Origin of the sequence: Paraburkholderia sp. UCT2 (assembly GCF_014397665.1) — a bacterium.
GTDB lineage: Bacteria > Pseudomonadota > Gammaproteobacteria > Burkholderiales > Burkholderiaceae > Paraburkholderia > Paraburkholderia tuberum.
Genome location: NZ_VZQO01000031.1, coordinates 39536 through 54541, shown reverse-complemented (window position 1 = coordinate 54541; position 15006 = coordinate 39536). Strand labels below are relative to the sequence as shown.

Sequence of the window (15006 nt, the reverse complement as noted above, 5' to 3'; positions counted from 1 at the left end):
ACCGCCCCATGCGGGCCGACCCGATCCAGCGTGCCATCGACGAAGACCTCGTGCGCGTGCTCTACGCGCAGGATCCGATCGCGTTCTTTTCGCACTGGTTTTCGATCGCGGTACTGGTGGCGATCTACTGGCCGCATGTGCCGGCCCCGCCGCTGTTTATCGCGTGCTTCGTTTTTTATGCGCTCGCCAATTGCGCGGGCCTGGCGCTGTGGATTTGCAATCGCCGTTATCCGCAGCTCGTCTCGCCGCGCGACTGGATCTATCTGCACGCGCTGCGCGGTGTGCTCCTCTATAGCGGGCCGGGCTTCGCGGTGTGGTTCGCGTTCCAGAGTCCGCAAACCGATCTGCCGTTATTGCATACCGTACTGCTGGTGACGCTCGCGGCCGGCGTGTTCATGTCGAATGGATTCGATCTCCTCAATTTTTCGACGTCGATTCCGTTTCTGCTGCTGCCGTCGATCGTGCTGCATTTCGGCTCGCATACGTTCGATCGCACGATTCTCGCGATCGTGCTCGCGTTCTTCTTCTGCGCGATCAACGTCTACGCGATGAGCTATCGCAAGCTGTTTCGCCAGGTCGTGCAGGCGCGTGTCGATCAGCAATACCTCGCGGAATCGCTGGCCGCGCAAAAGCGCGTCGCCGAAGAAGCGAGCCTCGCGAAGACGCGCTTTTTCGCGGCGGCAAGCCACGATCTGCGTCAGCCGCTGCATGCGATCGGCCTGCTTGCGGCATCTCTGAACGATCCGGCGGCGACGCCCGCGCAGCACGCGAAGACGGCCGGGCACATCGTCTATAACGTCGAGGCGCTCAATCAGCTGTTCAACCAGGTGCTCGATCTCGCGCGGCTCGAAAGCGGCGTGACCCAGGTGATCCGGTTGCACTTCCGGCTCTCCGAGCTGTTCGAACGGGTCGGTAGCCAGTATCGTCCGCAGGCCGCGGCGAAGGGGCTCGCGCTGCGCATCGCGCCTACGACGATGGTCGTCTACGACGATCCGGTGTTGCTCGAACGCGTGTTGAGCAATCTGCTGTCGAACGCGGTGCGTTATACGGAGCAAGGCGCGATCTGGCTCGGCTTCCGGCGCGCGGGGCGACAGAAGGGCGGCTATATAGAGGTGCGCGATTCGGGCGTCGGCATGGCGCCGCAGGAGCACGAGCGCGTTTTCGAGGAGTTTTACCAGGTCGAGAATCCGCAGCGCGACGCGCGTCAGGGGCATGGACTCGGGCTGCCGACCGTCAGGCGGCTCGTCGGCCTGCTCGGCGGCGAGTTGCAGCTGCGCTCGGCGCCGGGGCGCGGCTCGGTGTTCCGCTTTGCGGTGCAGGCGGGTGACGCGAGCGGCATCGTCGCGAGTCTGAACGATTCGGTCGCGGGCGGCCCGGCCGCGCAGGGGCGGCGCGTGCTGTGCATAGACGACGAGCCGTCGATACTCGAAGGCCTCGCGAGTCTGCTCGAGCGCTGGGGCTGCGACGTGCGCGGCGCGCGCGACGAAGCCGGCGCGCTCGCCGCGCTCGCGGACGGCTTCGTGCCCGACGCGGTGCTGTGCGACTACCAGCTCGCCAATCACCGCACCGGCGCGCAGGCGCTGAGCGCGATACGGGGCGTGCTTGCGCGGGAGGGGCACGGCAATGTGGTGACGCTGCTCATCACCGGCGATATGGCGTCGGCGGAACTGACGGCGCTCGCGTTGCAGGGGATTCCGGTGCTGCACAAGCCGGTGACGCCGGCGCGGTTGCGGCGCACGCTGGAAATGCTGTGGCAGCAGGCGGAGCTCGATCAGGGGCGGCCGGCGGGTGCGGTGGTGTTGGGGGGCGGAGCGGCGGACGACCCACCGCCGTCGCCCGCCGCGGCCGGCTCGCCGCAAGCCGAAGCGGGCTCAGGCGCGCAAAGCGAAACGCAGCCTTAGAGGCGAGAAGCAAAGACGGGTTTGGCTTGCGGCGCAGCACAAAGCGCTACAACGTCTTCCCGGCCTCCAGCCATCCATTGATTACGGCGATCGCCGTCGACCGGTTATGCACACCGAGCGCCCGAAAGATCACCGACAGATGCACCTTCACCGTGCCTTCGGCGACGCCGAGATCGCGCGCGATCATCTTGTTGGTCCAGCCGCGATGCACGAGCCGCATGATGTCCTGCTGACGTGGTGACAGGTTCTCCAGCAGATGCTGCTGATGCGGCTGCAGCGACGGTACGTGCGTGACCGGTTCGAGCTGCGGGACGGTGCCGGGGCCCGGCCCGCGGACGGCTTGCGCGGCGGCACCCGGGGCCGGCACACGTGCCGATCCATCCGCATCGGCCCTCGCCTGCGTCTCGCGCGAGCCGAGCAGACTCAGCGCCTCCATCGGCACATAGGCACCGCCGGACAGCACCAGTTCGATCGCCTTCAGCATCACGCTGGCGGGCTGGCGCTTGGGGACGAAGCCGAGCGCGCCGGCCGCGAGCACCGCGCGCATCTCGTCGGGCGATTCCTCGGCGGACAGCACCACGACCGGCAGCGCCGGATTCGCCTTCAGCAGCGTTTCGAGCGACGTCGCGCCGCTCATGCCCGGCATATGCAGATCGACGATCGCCAGATCGTGATTCGCGTCGGGGCGCGCGGCGGTCGCAAGCGTTTCCCAGCTGTCGGCTTCGTCGAACTGGGCGTCGGGATCGAAGCCGCGCAGCATGCCTTTGACGCCTTGCCGGATCAGTTCATGGTCGTCGGCTACAAGAAACTTCATGATGTCTCCGCGAGTCGAGCCTGTCCGTTGAGGGCTGCCGCCGTTGCGCTGCGATGCGCGTGGCCGGCTGCCGGCATCGTTCGATGCGCTTCGTGATGTTAAGGCAGGTCTCCCGCGCATAGGTTCCGGCTTGCTACGTAGACGAGCCGCGCGCCCCGTTTTTGAAGCGCTGACGCGCACGATCCGGAAGGTTATGCCCGCCGGATCGACACGGGTTCGCGCGCCGCTATCTGACCGCGAACAGCGTCGCATTCATCAGAAGCTTGAAGGCGAAGCCGAGCGACATCGCCGCGGTCACGCCGAAGCACCATAGCGCGATGAACCAGAGCCAGCCCGGCAGTTTGCGGCTGCGCGTTGCGGCAGTGGCGGTGGGAGCCGACGCACTGGCACCCCGCGTTTCAGTGATAGTGATGTTGGTCGCCATGACGCACCTTGCCTCGAAAGACCCAGTAACCCATCGTCGTATAGGCGACGATGATCGGCAGGATCACCGCCGCGCCGGCCAGCGTGAACGTCTGGCTCGAGCGTGGCGCGGCGGCTTCCCATAGCGTGATGCTCGACGGAATCGCATACGGCCACAGACTCACGAGCAGCCCGAGATAGCCGAGCAGCACGAGCGCCAGCGCGAGCACGAACGGCGTGTTGTGATGGCGCGCGCGCACCGCGCGATGCATGAAGAACGCGCAGATCGCGACGAGGAACGGCACCGGCAGCAGACGGTAGAAGATCCCGTCATGGAACCAGCGTTGCGCGATGCCCGCATCCATCAGCGGCGTCCACAGGCTCACGAGCGCGATGAAGCCGAGCAGCACCAGCGTCAGCGGCCAGACCACGCGATGCAGCCGTCGCTGCAGATCGCCCTCGGTCTTCGCGATGAGCCAGCAGCAGCCGAGCAGCGCGTAGGTTGCGACGAGTCCGAGGCCCGTCAGCAGGCTGAACGGCGTGAGCCAGCCGAACGCGTCGCCGGCATAGGCGCCATCGGCGACCGGAATGCCTTGCAGGAACGCGCCGAGCACGATGCCCTGGAAGAACGCCGCGCCCGCCGAGCCGCCGATGAATGCGAGATCCCACAGATGCTTCGTGCGCCGCGACTTCGCGCGGATCTCGAACGACACGCCGCGAAAGATCAGGCACACGAGCATGAACACGAGCGGCAGATAGAGCGCCGACAGCACGGTGGAGTAGACGACCGGAAACACTGCGAACAGCGCGGCGCCGCCGAGCACGAGCCAGGTTTCGTTGCCGTCCCACACTGGCGCGACCGTGTTCATCATCAGGTCGCGTTCCTTTTCGTCGGGGAAGAACGGAAAGACGATGCCGATGCCGAGGTCGAAGCCGTCCAGCACCACGTACATGAAAAGGCCCAGCGCGATGATCGCGGCCCATACGACGGTTACGTCCATTTTTTCTTTCTCTCGAAGCGTAGGTTAGACGGCGTCGATCATCTGATCGGCGGCGGACAGCGGGCGGCGCGCGGTCTGCGCGGGCGTCGGCTGCGGCAGGCCGTGGGACATGTCGTTCGACGTGCCGCCAGGCAGCGCGGGACCCGAGCGCATCAGCTTGAGCATGTAGTAGATGCCGGTGCCGAACACGAGGAAGTAGACGGCCACGAACGTCATCAGCGACAAACCAACCTGCTGCGTGGTCAGCGGCGACACCGCCTGCGACGTGCGCATCACGCCGTACACGACCCACGGTTGACGGCCCGCTTCAGTGGTGACCCAGCCGGCCAGCAGCGTGATGAAGCCGCTCGGCCCCATCGCGACGCACAGCCGCTGGAACCACTTCGCTTCGAACAGGCGCCCGCGCCGGCGCAGCACCCAGGCCGCGATCGACATCGCGATCATCAGCACGCCGAGGCCGGCCATGATGCGGAAGCTCCAGAACACGACGGTCGAATCCGGCCGGTCCTGCGGCGGAAATTCCTTCAGACCGCGGATTTCGCCGTCCCAGCTATGCGTGAGGATCAGGCTGCCGAGGTGCGGCACCGACACCGCGTAGCGCGTGGTCTCCGCCTTCATGTCGGGGATGCCGAACAGGTTCAGCGCGGTACCGCCTTTTTCGGTATCCCACAAGCCTTCGATCGCCGCGATCTTCGCCGGCTGATACTTGCGCGTATTGAGGCCGTGCTGATCGCCGACGAATGCCTGGATCGGCGTGAGGATCAACAGCAGCCACAGCGCCATCGAGAACATCTTCTTGACGGCGGGATCGCGCCGGCCGCGCAGCAGATGCCACGCGCCGACCGCCGCGACCACCAGCCCCGCGACGATGAACGCCGCGAGCGCCATATGCGCGAGCCGGTAGGGGAACGACGGATTGAAGATGATCTTGAACCAGTCGAGCGGCACGACATGACCGTCGACGACTTCGAAGCCCTGCGGGGTCTGCATCCAGCTATTGGACGCGAGAATCCAGAAGGTCGAGATCAGCGTGCCGATCGCGACCATCAGCGTCGCGCCGAAGTGCGCCCGCGGACTCACGCGCTGCCAGCCGAACAGCATGATGCCGAGGAAGCCCGCTTCGAGAAAGAATGCGGTCATCACCTCGTACATCAGCAGCGGACCGGTGATCGGCCCGGCGAAACTCGAGAAGCCCGACCAGTTGGTGCCGAACTGATAGCTCATCACGACGCCCGAGACGACGCCCATGCCGAAGGCCACCGCGAAGATCTTCGACCAGAACAGACAAAGATCTTTGTAGTAGGCCTTGCCGGTTTTCAGCCAACGCCATTCGAGAACGGCGATGAAACTGGCGAGACCGATGCTGAGCGCGGGGAAAACGATGTGAAAAGAAACGGTGAACGCGAATTGAATGCGCGCGAGATCGAATGCCGATAGTGCGGAGTTCATGATCCTGTTGTGCGTGATGGCCGCGTGAGCGGACTTACGCGCGTCGACCGATGTCGGTGCGCACTGCGCTGGGCAGATGGCGCAAGAGTAGGGGATCGAAACAAAAAGTGCTGCGACGCGATGTGCGTCAAAAAACCGCCTTGTTTTATGCGAAATTCGCTTATCGATGAGGCAAGCCGTTGTTGAATATCAAGTTTCTTTTGGCGGCTGATACGTGGCCGTGTGTGCCTCGTCGCGTGAGCTGCGTCAATCGACCGCGCTGCAGCAATGAGTTTCGCGCAGCCTTGCGCGGCAAGGTCGCGGGCGGTGTCTGTCGCCAGCCGACAATCGATCCATCCAAACCGACTTCGTCGGTGGGCGTGCTGGTCAGGCGATTTTTTTACTTCTACGATGCACGCTGCCGCCTGGCCGTTTCAGCTTGTTCTCTTCAGTATTCGTTGCGCATTATCCGTTCGCCATTCGTTTGGTGTTGATGTTATTTCGCGGCGGAATTTCTCAATAGGTCATGACTCATTGCCGCATTCGCTCGGCGTTCTGTCATGCGTCGCGCGCATACTTCGTGAGCAGCGTCCGCTTCATCCACCTGCCGGCGACGGCAGACTTCATCGACAAGGAGTCAGCAGATGAGCACGATCAGAACGAAAGACGGTACCTCGATTTTCTACAAGGACTGGGGCCATGGCCGCCCGGTCGTGTTTTCGCACGGATGGCCGCTGACCGCCGATGCGTGGGATGCGCAGATGCTGTTTCTCGGCAGCAAGGGCTTTCGCGTGATCGCGCACGACCGGCGCGGTCACGGCCGCTCGGAGCAGCCATGGGACGGCAACGAGATGGACACCTACGCCGACGATCTCGCCGCGCTGATCGAACATCTCGATCTGCAGGACGCGACGCTGGTCGGCCATTCGACAGGCGGTGGCGAAGTTGCGCATTACATCGGCCGGCATGGCACGGGGCGCGTCGCGAAGGCTGTGCTGATCGGCGCGGTGCCGCCGCTGATGCTGAAGACCGCCGATAATCCGCTCGGCCTGCCGATCGACGTGTTCGACGGCATCCGCAAGGGCGTCGCGAACGATCGCTCGCAGTTCTTCAAGGATCTGGCCGTGCCGTTCTACGGCTACAACCGGGAGGGCGCGACGGTGTCGCAGGGCGTGATCGATTCATTCTGGCGCCAGGGCATGGCCGGTTCGATCAAGGGGCTATATGACTGCATCGAGCAGTTCTCCGAAGTCGACTACACCGAAGATCTGAAAAAGATCGACGTGCCGACCCTGGTGCTGCACGGCGACGACGACCAGATCGTGCCGATCGACGCAGCCGGCCGACGCACCGCGGAGATCGTCAAGAATGCCACGCTGAAGGTTTATCCGGGCGGCCAACACGGCATGTGCACGGTGGAGGCCGACAAGGTCAATGCCGATCTGCTCGAATTCATCGGCGCCTGAGCGAACGTAACGATGTGATCTGTTGAGGGCGCGGGCGGCATACGGACGCCGCTCGCGTCGGACGCCACGCGCCCGCTGGCGTCGCGTAAATCCACTCCTGGAACAAAAATCCAATTAGTTATACGATGTCGCACGAACGTGACGTTCCTATGCCTTTGTTTTTTAACGAGGTACGAAACCGCCGCGCAGTAATTTAAGGGTAAATGCGGAGTTGAAATCCGCTTGTCCATCGTTGATAGTACGTTATCGTACAACTTGAGTGTGTTATGCGACGCGCGCAGCGCGATTCGCCGGCCGCTCAGATCCTCTGTCTGTTCTCTGAAGACCTCGCGCGCGGCGCAGTAAAAGGAACCCCTATGAAGAAGATTGCCCTGAGTGGCGCCGGCGGCCAGCTCGGCTCCGTGGTACGTGCTGAATTCGTCGCGCGCGGCGTGCCGTTGCGCTCGGCCGCGGGCTCCAAAGTACTGACGCCGCTCGTCGACGGCGAAGACGTGATGAACGGCGACCTGCGCGATCCGGCGGTGGTCGACCGTCTGCTGAACGGCGTGGACGTGCTGATCCATTTCGCCGGCACGAGCGTCGAGCGTCCGCTGCCCGAGATCATCGAGAACAACCTGCGCGGCCTCGTCGAAGTCTACGAAGGCGCGCGCCGCAACGGCGTGAAGCGCATCGTGTTCGCGAGCTCGAACCACGCGATCGGCATGTACCCGGTCACCGAGCATCTGAGCCTCGACTGCGAACTGCGCCCGGACGGCTTCTACGGCCTGTCGAAGGTGTGGGGCGAAGCGCTCGCGCGTATGTACTGGGACAAGCACGGCATCGAAAGCGTGTGCGTGCGGATCGGCAGTTGCCTCGAGCGTCCGACCGAGCAGCGCCATCTGAGCACCTGGTTCGGCCACAAGGACCTGATGCATTTCCTCGAGCGCTGCATCGAAGCGGAAGACGTCGGCTTCCTGACCATCTGGGGCGTGTCGGCCAATACGCGCAGCTGGTGGGACAACAGCGGCGCCGCGCGCCTCGGCTACGAGCCGAAGCAGAACGCCGAGGACTACGCGCAAGACATCCTGTCGCGCCCGAATCCGCTCGATGAACTGTGCCAGCGCTACCAGGGCGGTAGCTTCGTCGGCATCGACTATTCGCGCAAGGCTTAAGTCCCGTTCGGTTTGACGGGCATTGCATCACGAGGAGTGGCAGCAATGAAGATCAAGGGTATTCGCTGGTGGATGGTCGCGCTGGTCGCGGCCGGCCTGATCATCAATTACCTGGCGCGTAACACGTTGTCGGTCGCGGCTCCGACGATGATGAAGGAGCTGAACATCACGACCGAGCAGTATTCGCACGTGGTCGTGGCGTGGCAGCTCTGCTATGCGTTCATGCAGCCGGTCGCCGGTTTCGTGCTCGACACGATCGGCACCAAGGTCGGCTTCGCGGTGTTCGCACTGGCGTGGTCGGTGGCTTGCGCGGCGGCGGCATGGGCGACGGGCTGGCGCAGCCTCGCCGTGTTCCGCGGTATCCTGGGTCTCGCCGAATCGGCCGGGATTCCGGCTGGCGTGAAGGCGACCAGCGAGTGGTTCCCGGCGAAAGAGCGGTCGGTTGCGATCGGCTGGTTCAACATTGGCTCGTCGATTGGCGCGCTGCTTGCGCCGCCGCTCGTCGTGTGGGCACTGTTTCACGGCCGCTGGCAACTCGCGTTCGTGATCGTCGGCGCGGCGGGTATCGTATGGAGCGTGCTGTGGATGATCATCTACAAGCATCCGCGCAACCAGAAGCTGCTGGGCAACGCGGAGCGCGACTACATTCTGAGCGGCCAGGAAGCGAAGCATCACGATGACATCAACACGCCGAAGCGCAACTGGCGCGCGATGCTGGCGAGCCGCGATTTCTGGGCGATCGGTATTCCGCGAATTCTGTCCGAGCCGGCCTGGCAAACGTTCAACGCGTGGATTCCGTTGTACATGATGACCGAGCGTCACATGAACCTGAAGGAAGTCGCGATGTTCGCGTGGATGCCGTTCCTCGCCGCCGACATCGGCTGCGTGCTCGGCGGTTATCTGAGCCCGCTGTTCCACAAGTACGCGAAGGTGTCGCTGTTCACGTCGCGCAAGATGGTGTTCGTGGTCGGTGCGCTGTTCATGATCGGGCCGGCGTGCGTCGGTCTCGTCGAGAGCCCGTACATGGCGGTGGCGCTGCTGTGCGTCGGCGGCTTCGCGCACCAGACGTTGTCGGGTGCACTGTACGCGATCACCTCGGACATGTTCGGCAAGCACGAGGTCGCGACCGCGACGGGCATGGGCGGCATGGCTGGATATCTGGGCGCCGCGGCGTTCACCGCGCTGTTCGGTGTGCTCGTCACGCAGATCGGCTATAGCCCGCTATTCGTCGTGCTGGCGGTGTTCGATCTGATCGCCGCGGTCGTGGTCTGCCTGATGGCCAGGAGTTCGGAAAAGATGCCGGAGCCGAAGTGGGCGTCGGCCGGTGCGGTGACGGCGAAGTAAGGCGAAGTGCGGTCGGCTTTAGTGGGCCGATGTTGTGAAAGAAGCGGCGCCCATGAGTGGGCGCCGTTTTTTTATTTGCGGGTTTTGAGGCGATCGACCGGATGCTGGTGTTGTGGCGCGAGCATCGCGACAAACTACTCGCTGAGAAGCCTCTTTAATTCGTCAAGAAATGAAGCCGTCGTGTAGCCCATAATTCCGGACCAAAATCCTGCCCATTGTTGTAGTTGCTTGCATTCGAAACGGGTCGTGTTTGCAATCGCCGTGTTCTCCTGGCAGGAATAACTGCAACTTATCGGGCGCATGCACGGACTATCTGCAACTGACGGAACTCGGATCGACAGCCCTGCTTGTCCGCTCTTTGACCCAGTTAGCTCGCGGCGACTGAGATCAGCGTTGCTTTGACCTTTTCCCAATCCCTGGCGACGGGCTCCATCGTCCATTGTCGCCATCTGCGCCGCAAGATGACCGGCAGGCGCGGGCGGTTGGATTGTTTCTCAAGGTGACTCAGGACGATGTCCCGCACCGCCTCAGGGCTCCACCCGCTCCATTCGCCGGCCACGAGGAGATTTGGCAGGAACGCCGGCGCCACCTCGTCGCGCAGGATGTCTTCCAACTCCTGCAGCCCAAAACCTGAACACCGCAGTCTTTCCGCGACGTACCGGCAGGCAATCTCATCGAATTCCGCATCAAGGAAGAGCTCGGAGAGCGCCACCCACACCGGAAGGCGGCGTTCGACTTCATCGGGCTTCAACATGGGCGTCTGCAGTGAACGTTCTTGAGCATCGCATTGCTAATGTGCTTGAGTGGACTGCCACCTTATCGGCGCATGGTCGTCTGATAGACAGTACCGAATACGATGTCACTGCCGAAGGCGAAAAGTGTGCCCCCGATGAGCGCCACCGCGCCCACGCAGACAGGTGCCGTTGCTGTACACACGCCGGTGGCAACCGCACCGGTACTGACGGCCCATCCACCCCATGCACCGGCCGCTGCTATTGTGCCTTGGCGGGCGATCTCGCGCGGCTTGTTCTCTGCCTTGTAGACTTCATAGACTCCGACGGCGATGGACACCAGAAGGAGGCGGCGACCCACCGTGCCAAGCTTTCGGGCGAGCGTACTGGCCGAAGTCCGGTCGGTGCCGGCACTCTGGACGATGCGCAGCCAGACAGCAGATTGCTCGGTCTCGGATAAGGCTGAAACCGGACGTTTGAAGAGTGCCTGCGCGTTCTTTTCGGCCAAACTGGCCAGCGAGGGGCTGGTCCTCTTGAGGTTCGTCACATATGCCCTGATCGTCGGACTCGTGCGCATACGAGTCAATTCGAGGATTTGCTGACGCATGGCATGAGCTTGTTCTGCCGCTTCGGCAACACTGAGGCTCCCGCTTCTGACCCGTTGCTGGAAATCGCCACTCATGGCTTGAATATCACGCAGGTATTGCGCTCGAACACGTTCGTCTCTGATGCATGTGGCGGCAAATTGGCTGGCGGTTCCCTGTAGCGCCGCCAAGGGTTCGTCAAGGGGCTGTGGTTGTGTTGAAATCATCGTTGTCTCCCGCAAGAACCCCGCCAAAATAGCGTCGACCACAGGGACAGGAAATGGGCGATGGATGATTCTTGTGTCCGATTGATCCGGTGAGGTGCGAGTTTTTGACTGCATATCGCTCGTGGTCATGCGCTAGCCTGGCAGGCTAACGCACGGCAGCAGACGGCAATCCGAGGAGACACGGGGCCGGAAGTCCATCGCTAAACACGATAAAGGGGTCGCGTTAGGCGGCGAAAGGCTCTACGGCCCGGAAGAGGGAACAGGCATCACGCGCAAACTACGTACGATGCCCAAGAATGCAAAGTGCAATCGAGCCGGCCATCAGTCACTTGAAGACCGACGGACAACCCGATCGCAACTATTTCGAACCTACGTCAAATCACGCGCTCTTCTGACCGATCTCGTGATTCGCGAGCACTTCGAGCGCGCGCACCATCGCCGAGTGGTCCCACGCCTTGCCGCCGTGCGCGACGCACGCGTTGAACAGCGCCTGGCAGGTGGCGGTGTTCGGCAGCGACACGCCGAGCGCCTGCGCGGTCGACAGCGCGAGGTTCAGGTCCTTCTGGTGCAGTTCGATGCGGAAGCCCGGATCGAACGTGCGCCTGGTCATGCGCTCGCCGTGCACTTCGAGAATGCGCGACGATGCGAAGCCGCCCATCAGCGCCTCACGCACGCGCGCCGCATCGACACCCGCCTTCGACGCGAGCAGCAGCGCTTCGCCGACCGCCTCGATGGTCGCCGCGACGATCACCTGGTTGGCGACCTTGCACACCTGGCCCGCGCCGACCGCGCCGATCAGCGTGACGTTCTTGCCCATCATGTCGAACAGGGGCTTCACGCTGTCGAACGTGGCCTGTTCGCCCCCGACCATGATGGTCAGCGAGCCGGCCTTCGCGCCGACTTCGCCACCGGACACCGGCGCGTCGAGATAATCGGCACCGGATTCGCGCACGCGCGCCGCGAAATCGCGGGTCGCCATCGGCGAGATCGAGCTCATGTCGACGACGGTCTGGCCGGCGCGCAGCGCGCTCGCGAGCCCGTTCTCGCCGAACAGCACGCGTTCGACGTCCGGCGTGTCAGGCACCATGATGAAGATCACGTCCGCGTTGGCGGCGACCGCGGCGGGGTTGTCGCATGCGAGGGCGCCGGCCTGCGTGAGCTCGGCGGGCACGCCGCTACGCGTAAAGGCGGCGAGTGACACGCCGTTTTTCAGAAGGTTGGCGGCCATGGGCTTGCCCATGATGCCGAGTCCGATAAAGCCTGCTGTTTGCATGGAATGCTCCGAAGATGTCGTGGCGGCCGCGTTCAAGCCTCGCCCGCCGGTTTCTGCATGAAGTGTTTCTGTGCCGCCTGCGCGGCGCCCTTGAGCAGCCCGAGATCCGCGCAGACGGCGACGACGCGCGCGCCCATCGACAGATATCGTTCCGCGTCGGCCTGCAGCGGCGCGAGAATGCCGCTCGACTTGCCGGCCGCCTGCGCGCGCGCGAACACATGCGCGATCGCCTGCTGCACGTCCGGATGGCTCGCATTGCCGAGGTGGCCATACGACGCCGCGAGGTCGGACGGACCGATGAAGACCGCGTCGATGCCGTCCTCCGCGAGGATGCTGTCGATATTCTCGACCGCCTTGCGGCTTTCGATCTGCGGGATCACGCAGACGTTGTCGTTGGCGATCGCGAAGTAGTCGGACACGGTGCCGTAGCGATTGCCGCGATGGCCGACCGACACGCCGCGAATGCCCTGCGGCGGATAGCGTGTCGACGCGACCGCGCGGGCGGCGTCGTCGGCGCTGTCGACGAAGGGCACGAGGAAGTTCGAAAAGCCGCTGTCGAGAAAACGTTTGATCACGACGCTGTCGTTGGCCGGTGGTCGGACGACCGGTGCGCTGCCGCTGTCCTTGAGCGCCATCAACTGCGGGATCAGCGTGAGCACGTCGTTGGGCGCGTGTTCGGCATCCAGCAGCATCCAGTCGAAGCCGACCGTGCCCAGCAGTTCAGTGGCGATCGGGCTGGCGAGCGACGCCCAGCAGCCGATTTGGGTTTTTCCCTCGCGCACCGCGCGCCGGAAGCGGTTGGGCAAGGATTCGTAAGGCGTGACGGCGGGCATGCGGTGTCTCCTCGAACTGCGATGGATCGGGAAAAGCTGCGACAATGCTGAACCGCGAAATGCGAGTTATAAGTCGTCGTATGACCAGCTGCAGATTAGCACCGCACGGCCTGGTTGTAATGGGCGAGTATACCCGTATGCCCCTGTCAGACAAGCGTTTCGGGTTGCATAGAGCCCCCGCGATGTTGTAGGATGACCTATATCTTTAGCCTTCATTAAAGGAAAGTCGAAAATGCCTATTACCGGCGAAATGCTGATCGGTCGCAAAGCCGTGCGCGGCGAAGAAAAACCGCTGCGCGCGTTCAATCCTGCCACGGGTTCCGAGATTGCCGAGCCGGTGTTCGGCAGCGGCACCGTCGAGAACGTCGAGCAGGCCTGCGCGCTCGCGCAACAGGCGTTCGACGCCTACCGTCAACTGCCGCTCGCAGTGCGCGCCGAGTTCCTGGACCGTATCGCTGACGGCATCACCGCGCTCGGCGACGAGCTGATCGAGCGCGCGCAGGCTGAATCGGGACTGCCGAAGGCGCGTCTGGAAGGCGAGCGCGGCCGCACCACCGGCCAGTTGAAGCTGTTCGCGCAGACCGTGCGCGCGGGCCAGTGGCTCAACGCTACGCTCGATTCGCCGCTGCCGGAGCGCAAGCCGCTGCCGCGCTCGGATCTGCGCATGCAGAAGATCGCGCTCGGTCCGGTCGCGGTGTTCGGCGCGAGTAACTTCCCGCTCGCGTTCTCGGTAGCGGGTGGCGACACCGCCGCGGCGCTGGCTGCTGGCTGCCCGGTCGTCGTGAAGGCGCATCGCGCTCACCTCGGCACGTCGGAGCTGGTCGGTCGCGTGATCCAGCGCGTCGCGCAGGAAATGGATCTGCCCGAAGGCGTGTTCTCGATGATCGTCGGCGCGGGTAACTCGGTCGGCGAGGCACTGGTTGCGCACCCGGCCATCAAGGCGGTCGGCTTCACCGGTTCGCGCGCGGGCGGCACGTCGCTGATGCGCGTCGCGGCGGCGCGTCCGGAGCCGATCCCGGTGTACGCGGAAATGAGCAGCATCAACCCGGTGTTCCTGCTGCCCAACGCTCTTGCGGCACGCGGCGACAGCATCGCGCGCGGTTTCGTCGACTCGCTCGTGCTCGGCGCCGGCCAGTTCTGTACCAACCCGGGCCTCGCCATCGCGATCGACAGCGACGCGCTGAAGGGCTTCGTCGCGACGGCATCGGAAGCGCTCGCGGCGAAGCCGGCGCAGACCATGCTGACCTCGGGCATTCACGCCGCGTATGAGGACGGCGAAGGCAAGCTGGCCGCAACGAAGGGCGTCGAAGTCGTGGCACGCGGCGTCGCCGCGACCGGCCCGACCCAGGCTTGCGCGGCGCTGTTCGTGACCGACGCGCAGACGTTCCTCGCGAACCCGGCGCTCGAAGACGAAGTGTTCGGCCCGGTGTCGACGATCATCCGCTGCAAGGACGAGCAGGAAATGCTGAAGGTCGCCGAACACTTCGCGGGCCAGTTGACCGCGACGCTGCAGATGGACAGCGCCGACGTGGCGGCTGCGAAGAAGCTGGTGCCGATTCTCGAGCGCAAGGCCGGCCGGATTCTGGTCAACGGCTTTCCGACCGGCGTCGAAGTGTGCCATGCGATGGTCCACGGCGGCCCGTTCCCGGCAACGTCGGATAGCCGAGCGACCTCGGTCGGCACCACGTCGATCGACCGCTTCCTGCGCCCGGTCTGCTACCAGGACTTCCCGGCCGAGCTGCTGCCGGAAACGCTGGCTGACGGCAATCCGCTGGAACTGTGGCGTCGTCGCGATGGCGAACTCACGCGCGGTTAATCGCGTGACGCCGTCCTGAACGGATGCGTGCCCGG

The 15006-nt window shown here is 64.0% G+C and carries 13 protein-coding genes; 5 read left to right on the top strand and 8 right to left on the bottom strand.

Going from position 1 to position 15006, the window contains the following annotated elements:
• Positions 1 to 8 precede the first annotated feature (8 nt).
• Positions 9 to 1901 carry a hybrid sensor histidine kinase/response regulator gene (locus F6X39_RS23820; RefSeq protein WP_187618357.1) on the top strand — a complete coding sequence of 631 codons (1893 nt, stop codon included), beginning with the start codon at positions 9 to 11 and terminating at the stop codon, positions 1899 to 1901.
• 46 nt (positions 1902 to 1947) lie between these two features.
• Here F6X39_RS23820 and F6X39_RS23815 read toward each other — a convergent pair whose 3' ends face one another.
• The 4 genes from F6X39_RS23815 to F6X39_RS23800 form a co-directional block, all read right to left on the bottom strand.
• Positions 1948 to 2715, bottom strand: a complete 768-nt coding sequence (locus F6X39_RS23815) for a response regulator transcription factor (protein WP_187618356.1) — start codon at positions 2713 to 2715, stop codon at positions 1948 to 1950.
• 226 nt (positions 2716 to 2941) lie between these two features.
• Entirely contained in the window at positions 2942 to 3139 is a 198-nt protein-coding gene (locus F6X39_RS23810) for a hypothetical protein (RefSeq protein WP_187618391.1), read from the bottom strand.
• Complete coding sequence (gene cydB, locus F6X39_RS23805) at positions 3114 to 4118, bottom strand: cytochrome d ubiquinol oxidase subunit II (protein ID WP_187610209.1); 1005 nt, start codon at positions 4116 to 4118, stop codon at positions 3114 to 3116. Before cydB ends, F6X39_RS23810 begins: the two co-directional genes overlap by 26 nt.
• A gap of 24 nt (positions 4119 to 4142) precedes the next feature.
• Positions 4143 to 5567, bottom strand: coding sequence for a cytochrome ubiquinol oxidase subunit I (locus F6X39_RS23800; RefSeq protein ID WP_187618355.1), 1425 nt, complete (start codon positions 5565 to 5567; stop codon positions 4143 to 4145).
• Positions 5568 to 6190: 623 nt separating this feature from the next.
• Between F6X39_RS23800 and F6X39_RS23795 the strand changes: the two genes are divergently transcribed.
• The 3 genes from F6X39_RS23795 to F6X39_RS23785 all read left to right on the top strand — a co-directional run bounded on the left by F6X39_RS23795 (position 6191) and on the right by F6X39_RS23785 (position 9507).
• Positions 6191 to 7012: an alpha/beta fold hydrolase gene (locus tag F6X39_RS23795; protein WP_187618354.1), complete on the top strand. Its 822-nt coding sequence runs from the start codon at positions 6191 to 6193 to the stop codon at positions 7010 to 7012.
• 356 nt (positions 7013 to 7368) lie between these two features.
• The gene (locus F6X39_RS23790) at positions 7369 to 8163 is read left to right on the top strand and encodes an NAD-dependent epimerase/dehydratase family protein (protein ID WP_184067005.1); all 795 of its coding nucleotides are present in this window, start codon (positions 7369 to 7371) and stop codon (positions 8161 to 8163) included.
• Positions 8164 to 8208: 45 nt separating this feature from the next.
• On the top strand, positions 8209 to 9507 hold the full coding sequence (locus F6X39_RS23785; protein ID WP_187618353.1) for an MFS transporter: 1299 nt from the start codon (positions 8209 to 8211) through the stop codon (positions 9505 to 9507).
• Between the two features lie 367 nt (positions 9508 to 9874).
• Here F6X39_RS23785 and F6X39_RS23780 read toward each other — a convergent pair whose 3' ends face one another.
• The 4 genes from F6X39_RS23780 to garL form a co-directional block, all read right to left on the bottom strand.
• Positions 9875 to 10261, bottom strand: coding sequence for a hypothetical protein (locus F6X39_RS23780; RefSeq protein ID WP_187618352.1), 387 nt, complete (start codon positions 10259 to 10261; stop codon positions 9875 to 9877).
• A 62-nt stretch (positions 10262 to 10323) separates the two neighbouring features.
• Entirely contained in the window at positions 10324 to 11178 is an 855-nt protein-coding gene (locus F6X39_RS23775) for a hypothetical protein (protein ID WP_187618351.1), read from the bottom strand.
• A gap of 250 nt (positions 11179 to 11428) precedes the next feature.
• Complete coding sequence (locus F6X39_RS23770) at positions 11429 to 12358, bottom strand: 2-hydroxy-3-oxopropionate reductase (protein ID WP_262414788.1); 930 nt, start codon at positions 12356 to 12358, stop codon at positions 11429 to 11431.
• A complete protein-coding gene (gene garL / locus F6X39_RS23765) occupies positions 12355 to 13155 on the bottom strand; it encodes a 2-dehydro-3-deoxyglucarate aldolase (protein ID WP_187618349.1) in 801 nt (266 codons plus the stop codon). The genes F6X39_RS23770 and garL overlap by 4 nt, the downstream gene beginning before the upstream one ends.
• Before the next feature lie 232 nt (positions 13156 to 13387).
• On the opposite strand from garL, the gene F6X39_RS23760 reads away from it, so the two are divergent.
• Positions 13388 to 14971, top strand: a complete 1584-nt coding sequence (locus F6X39_RS23760) for an aldehyde dehydrogenase (NADP(+)) (RefSeq protein WP_187618348.1) — start codon at positions 13388 to 13390, stop codon at positions 14969 to 14971.
• Positions 14972 to 15006: the final 35 nt, after the last annotated feature.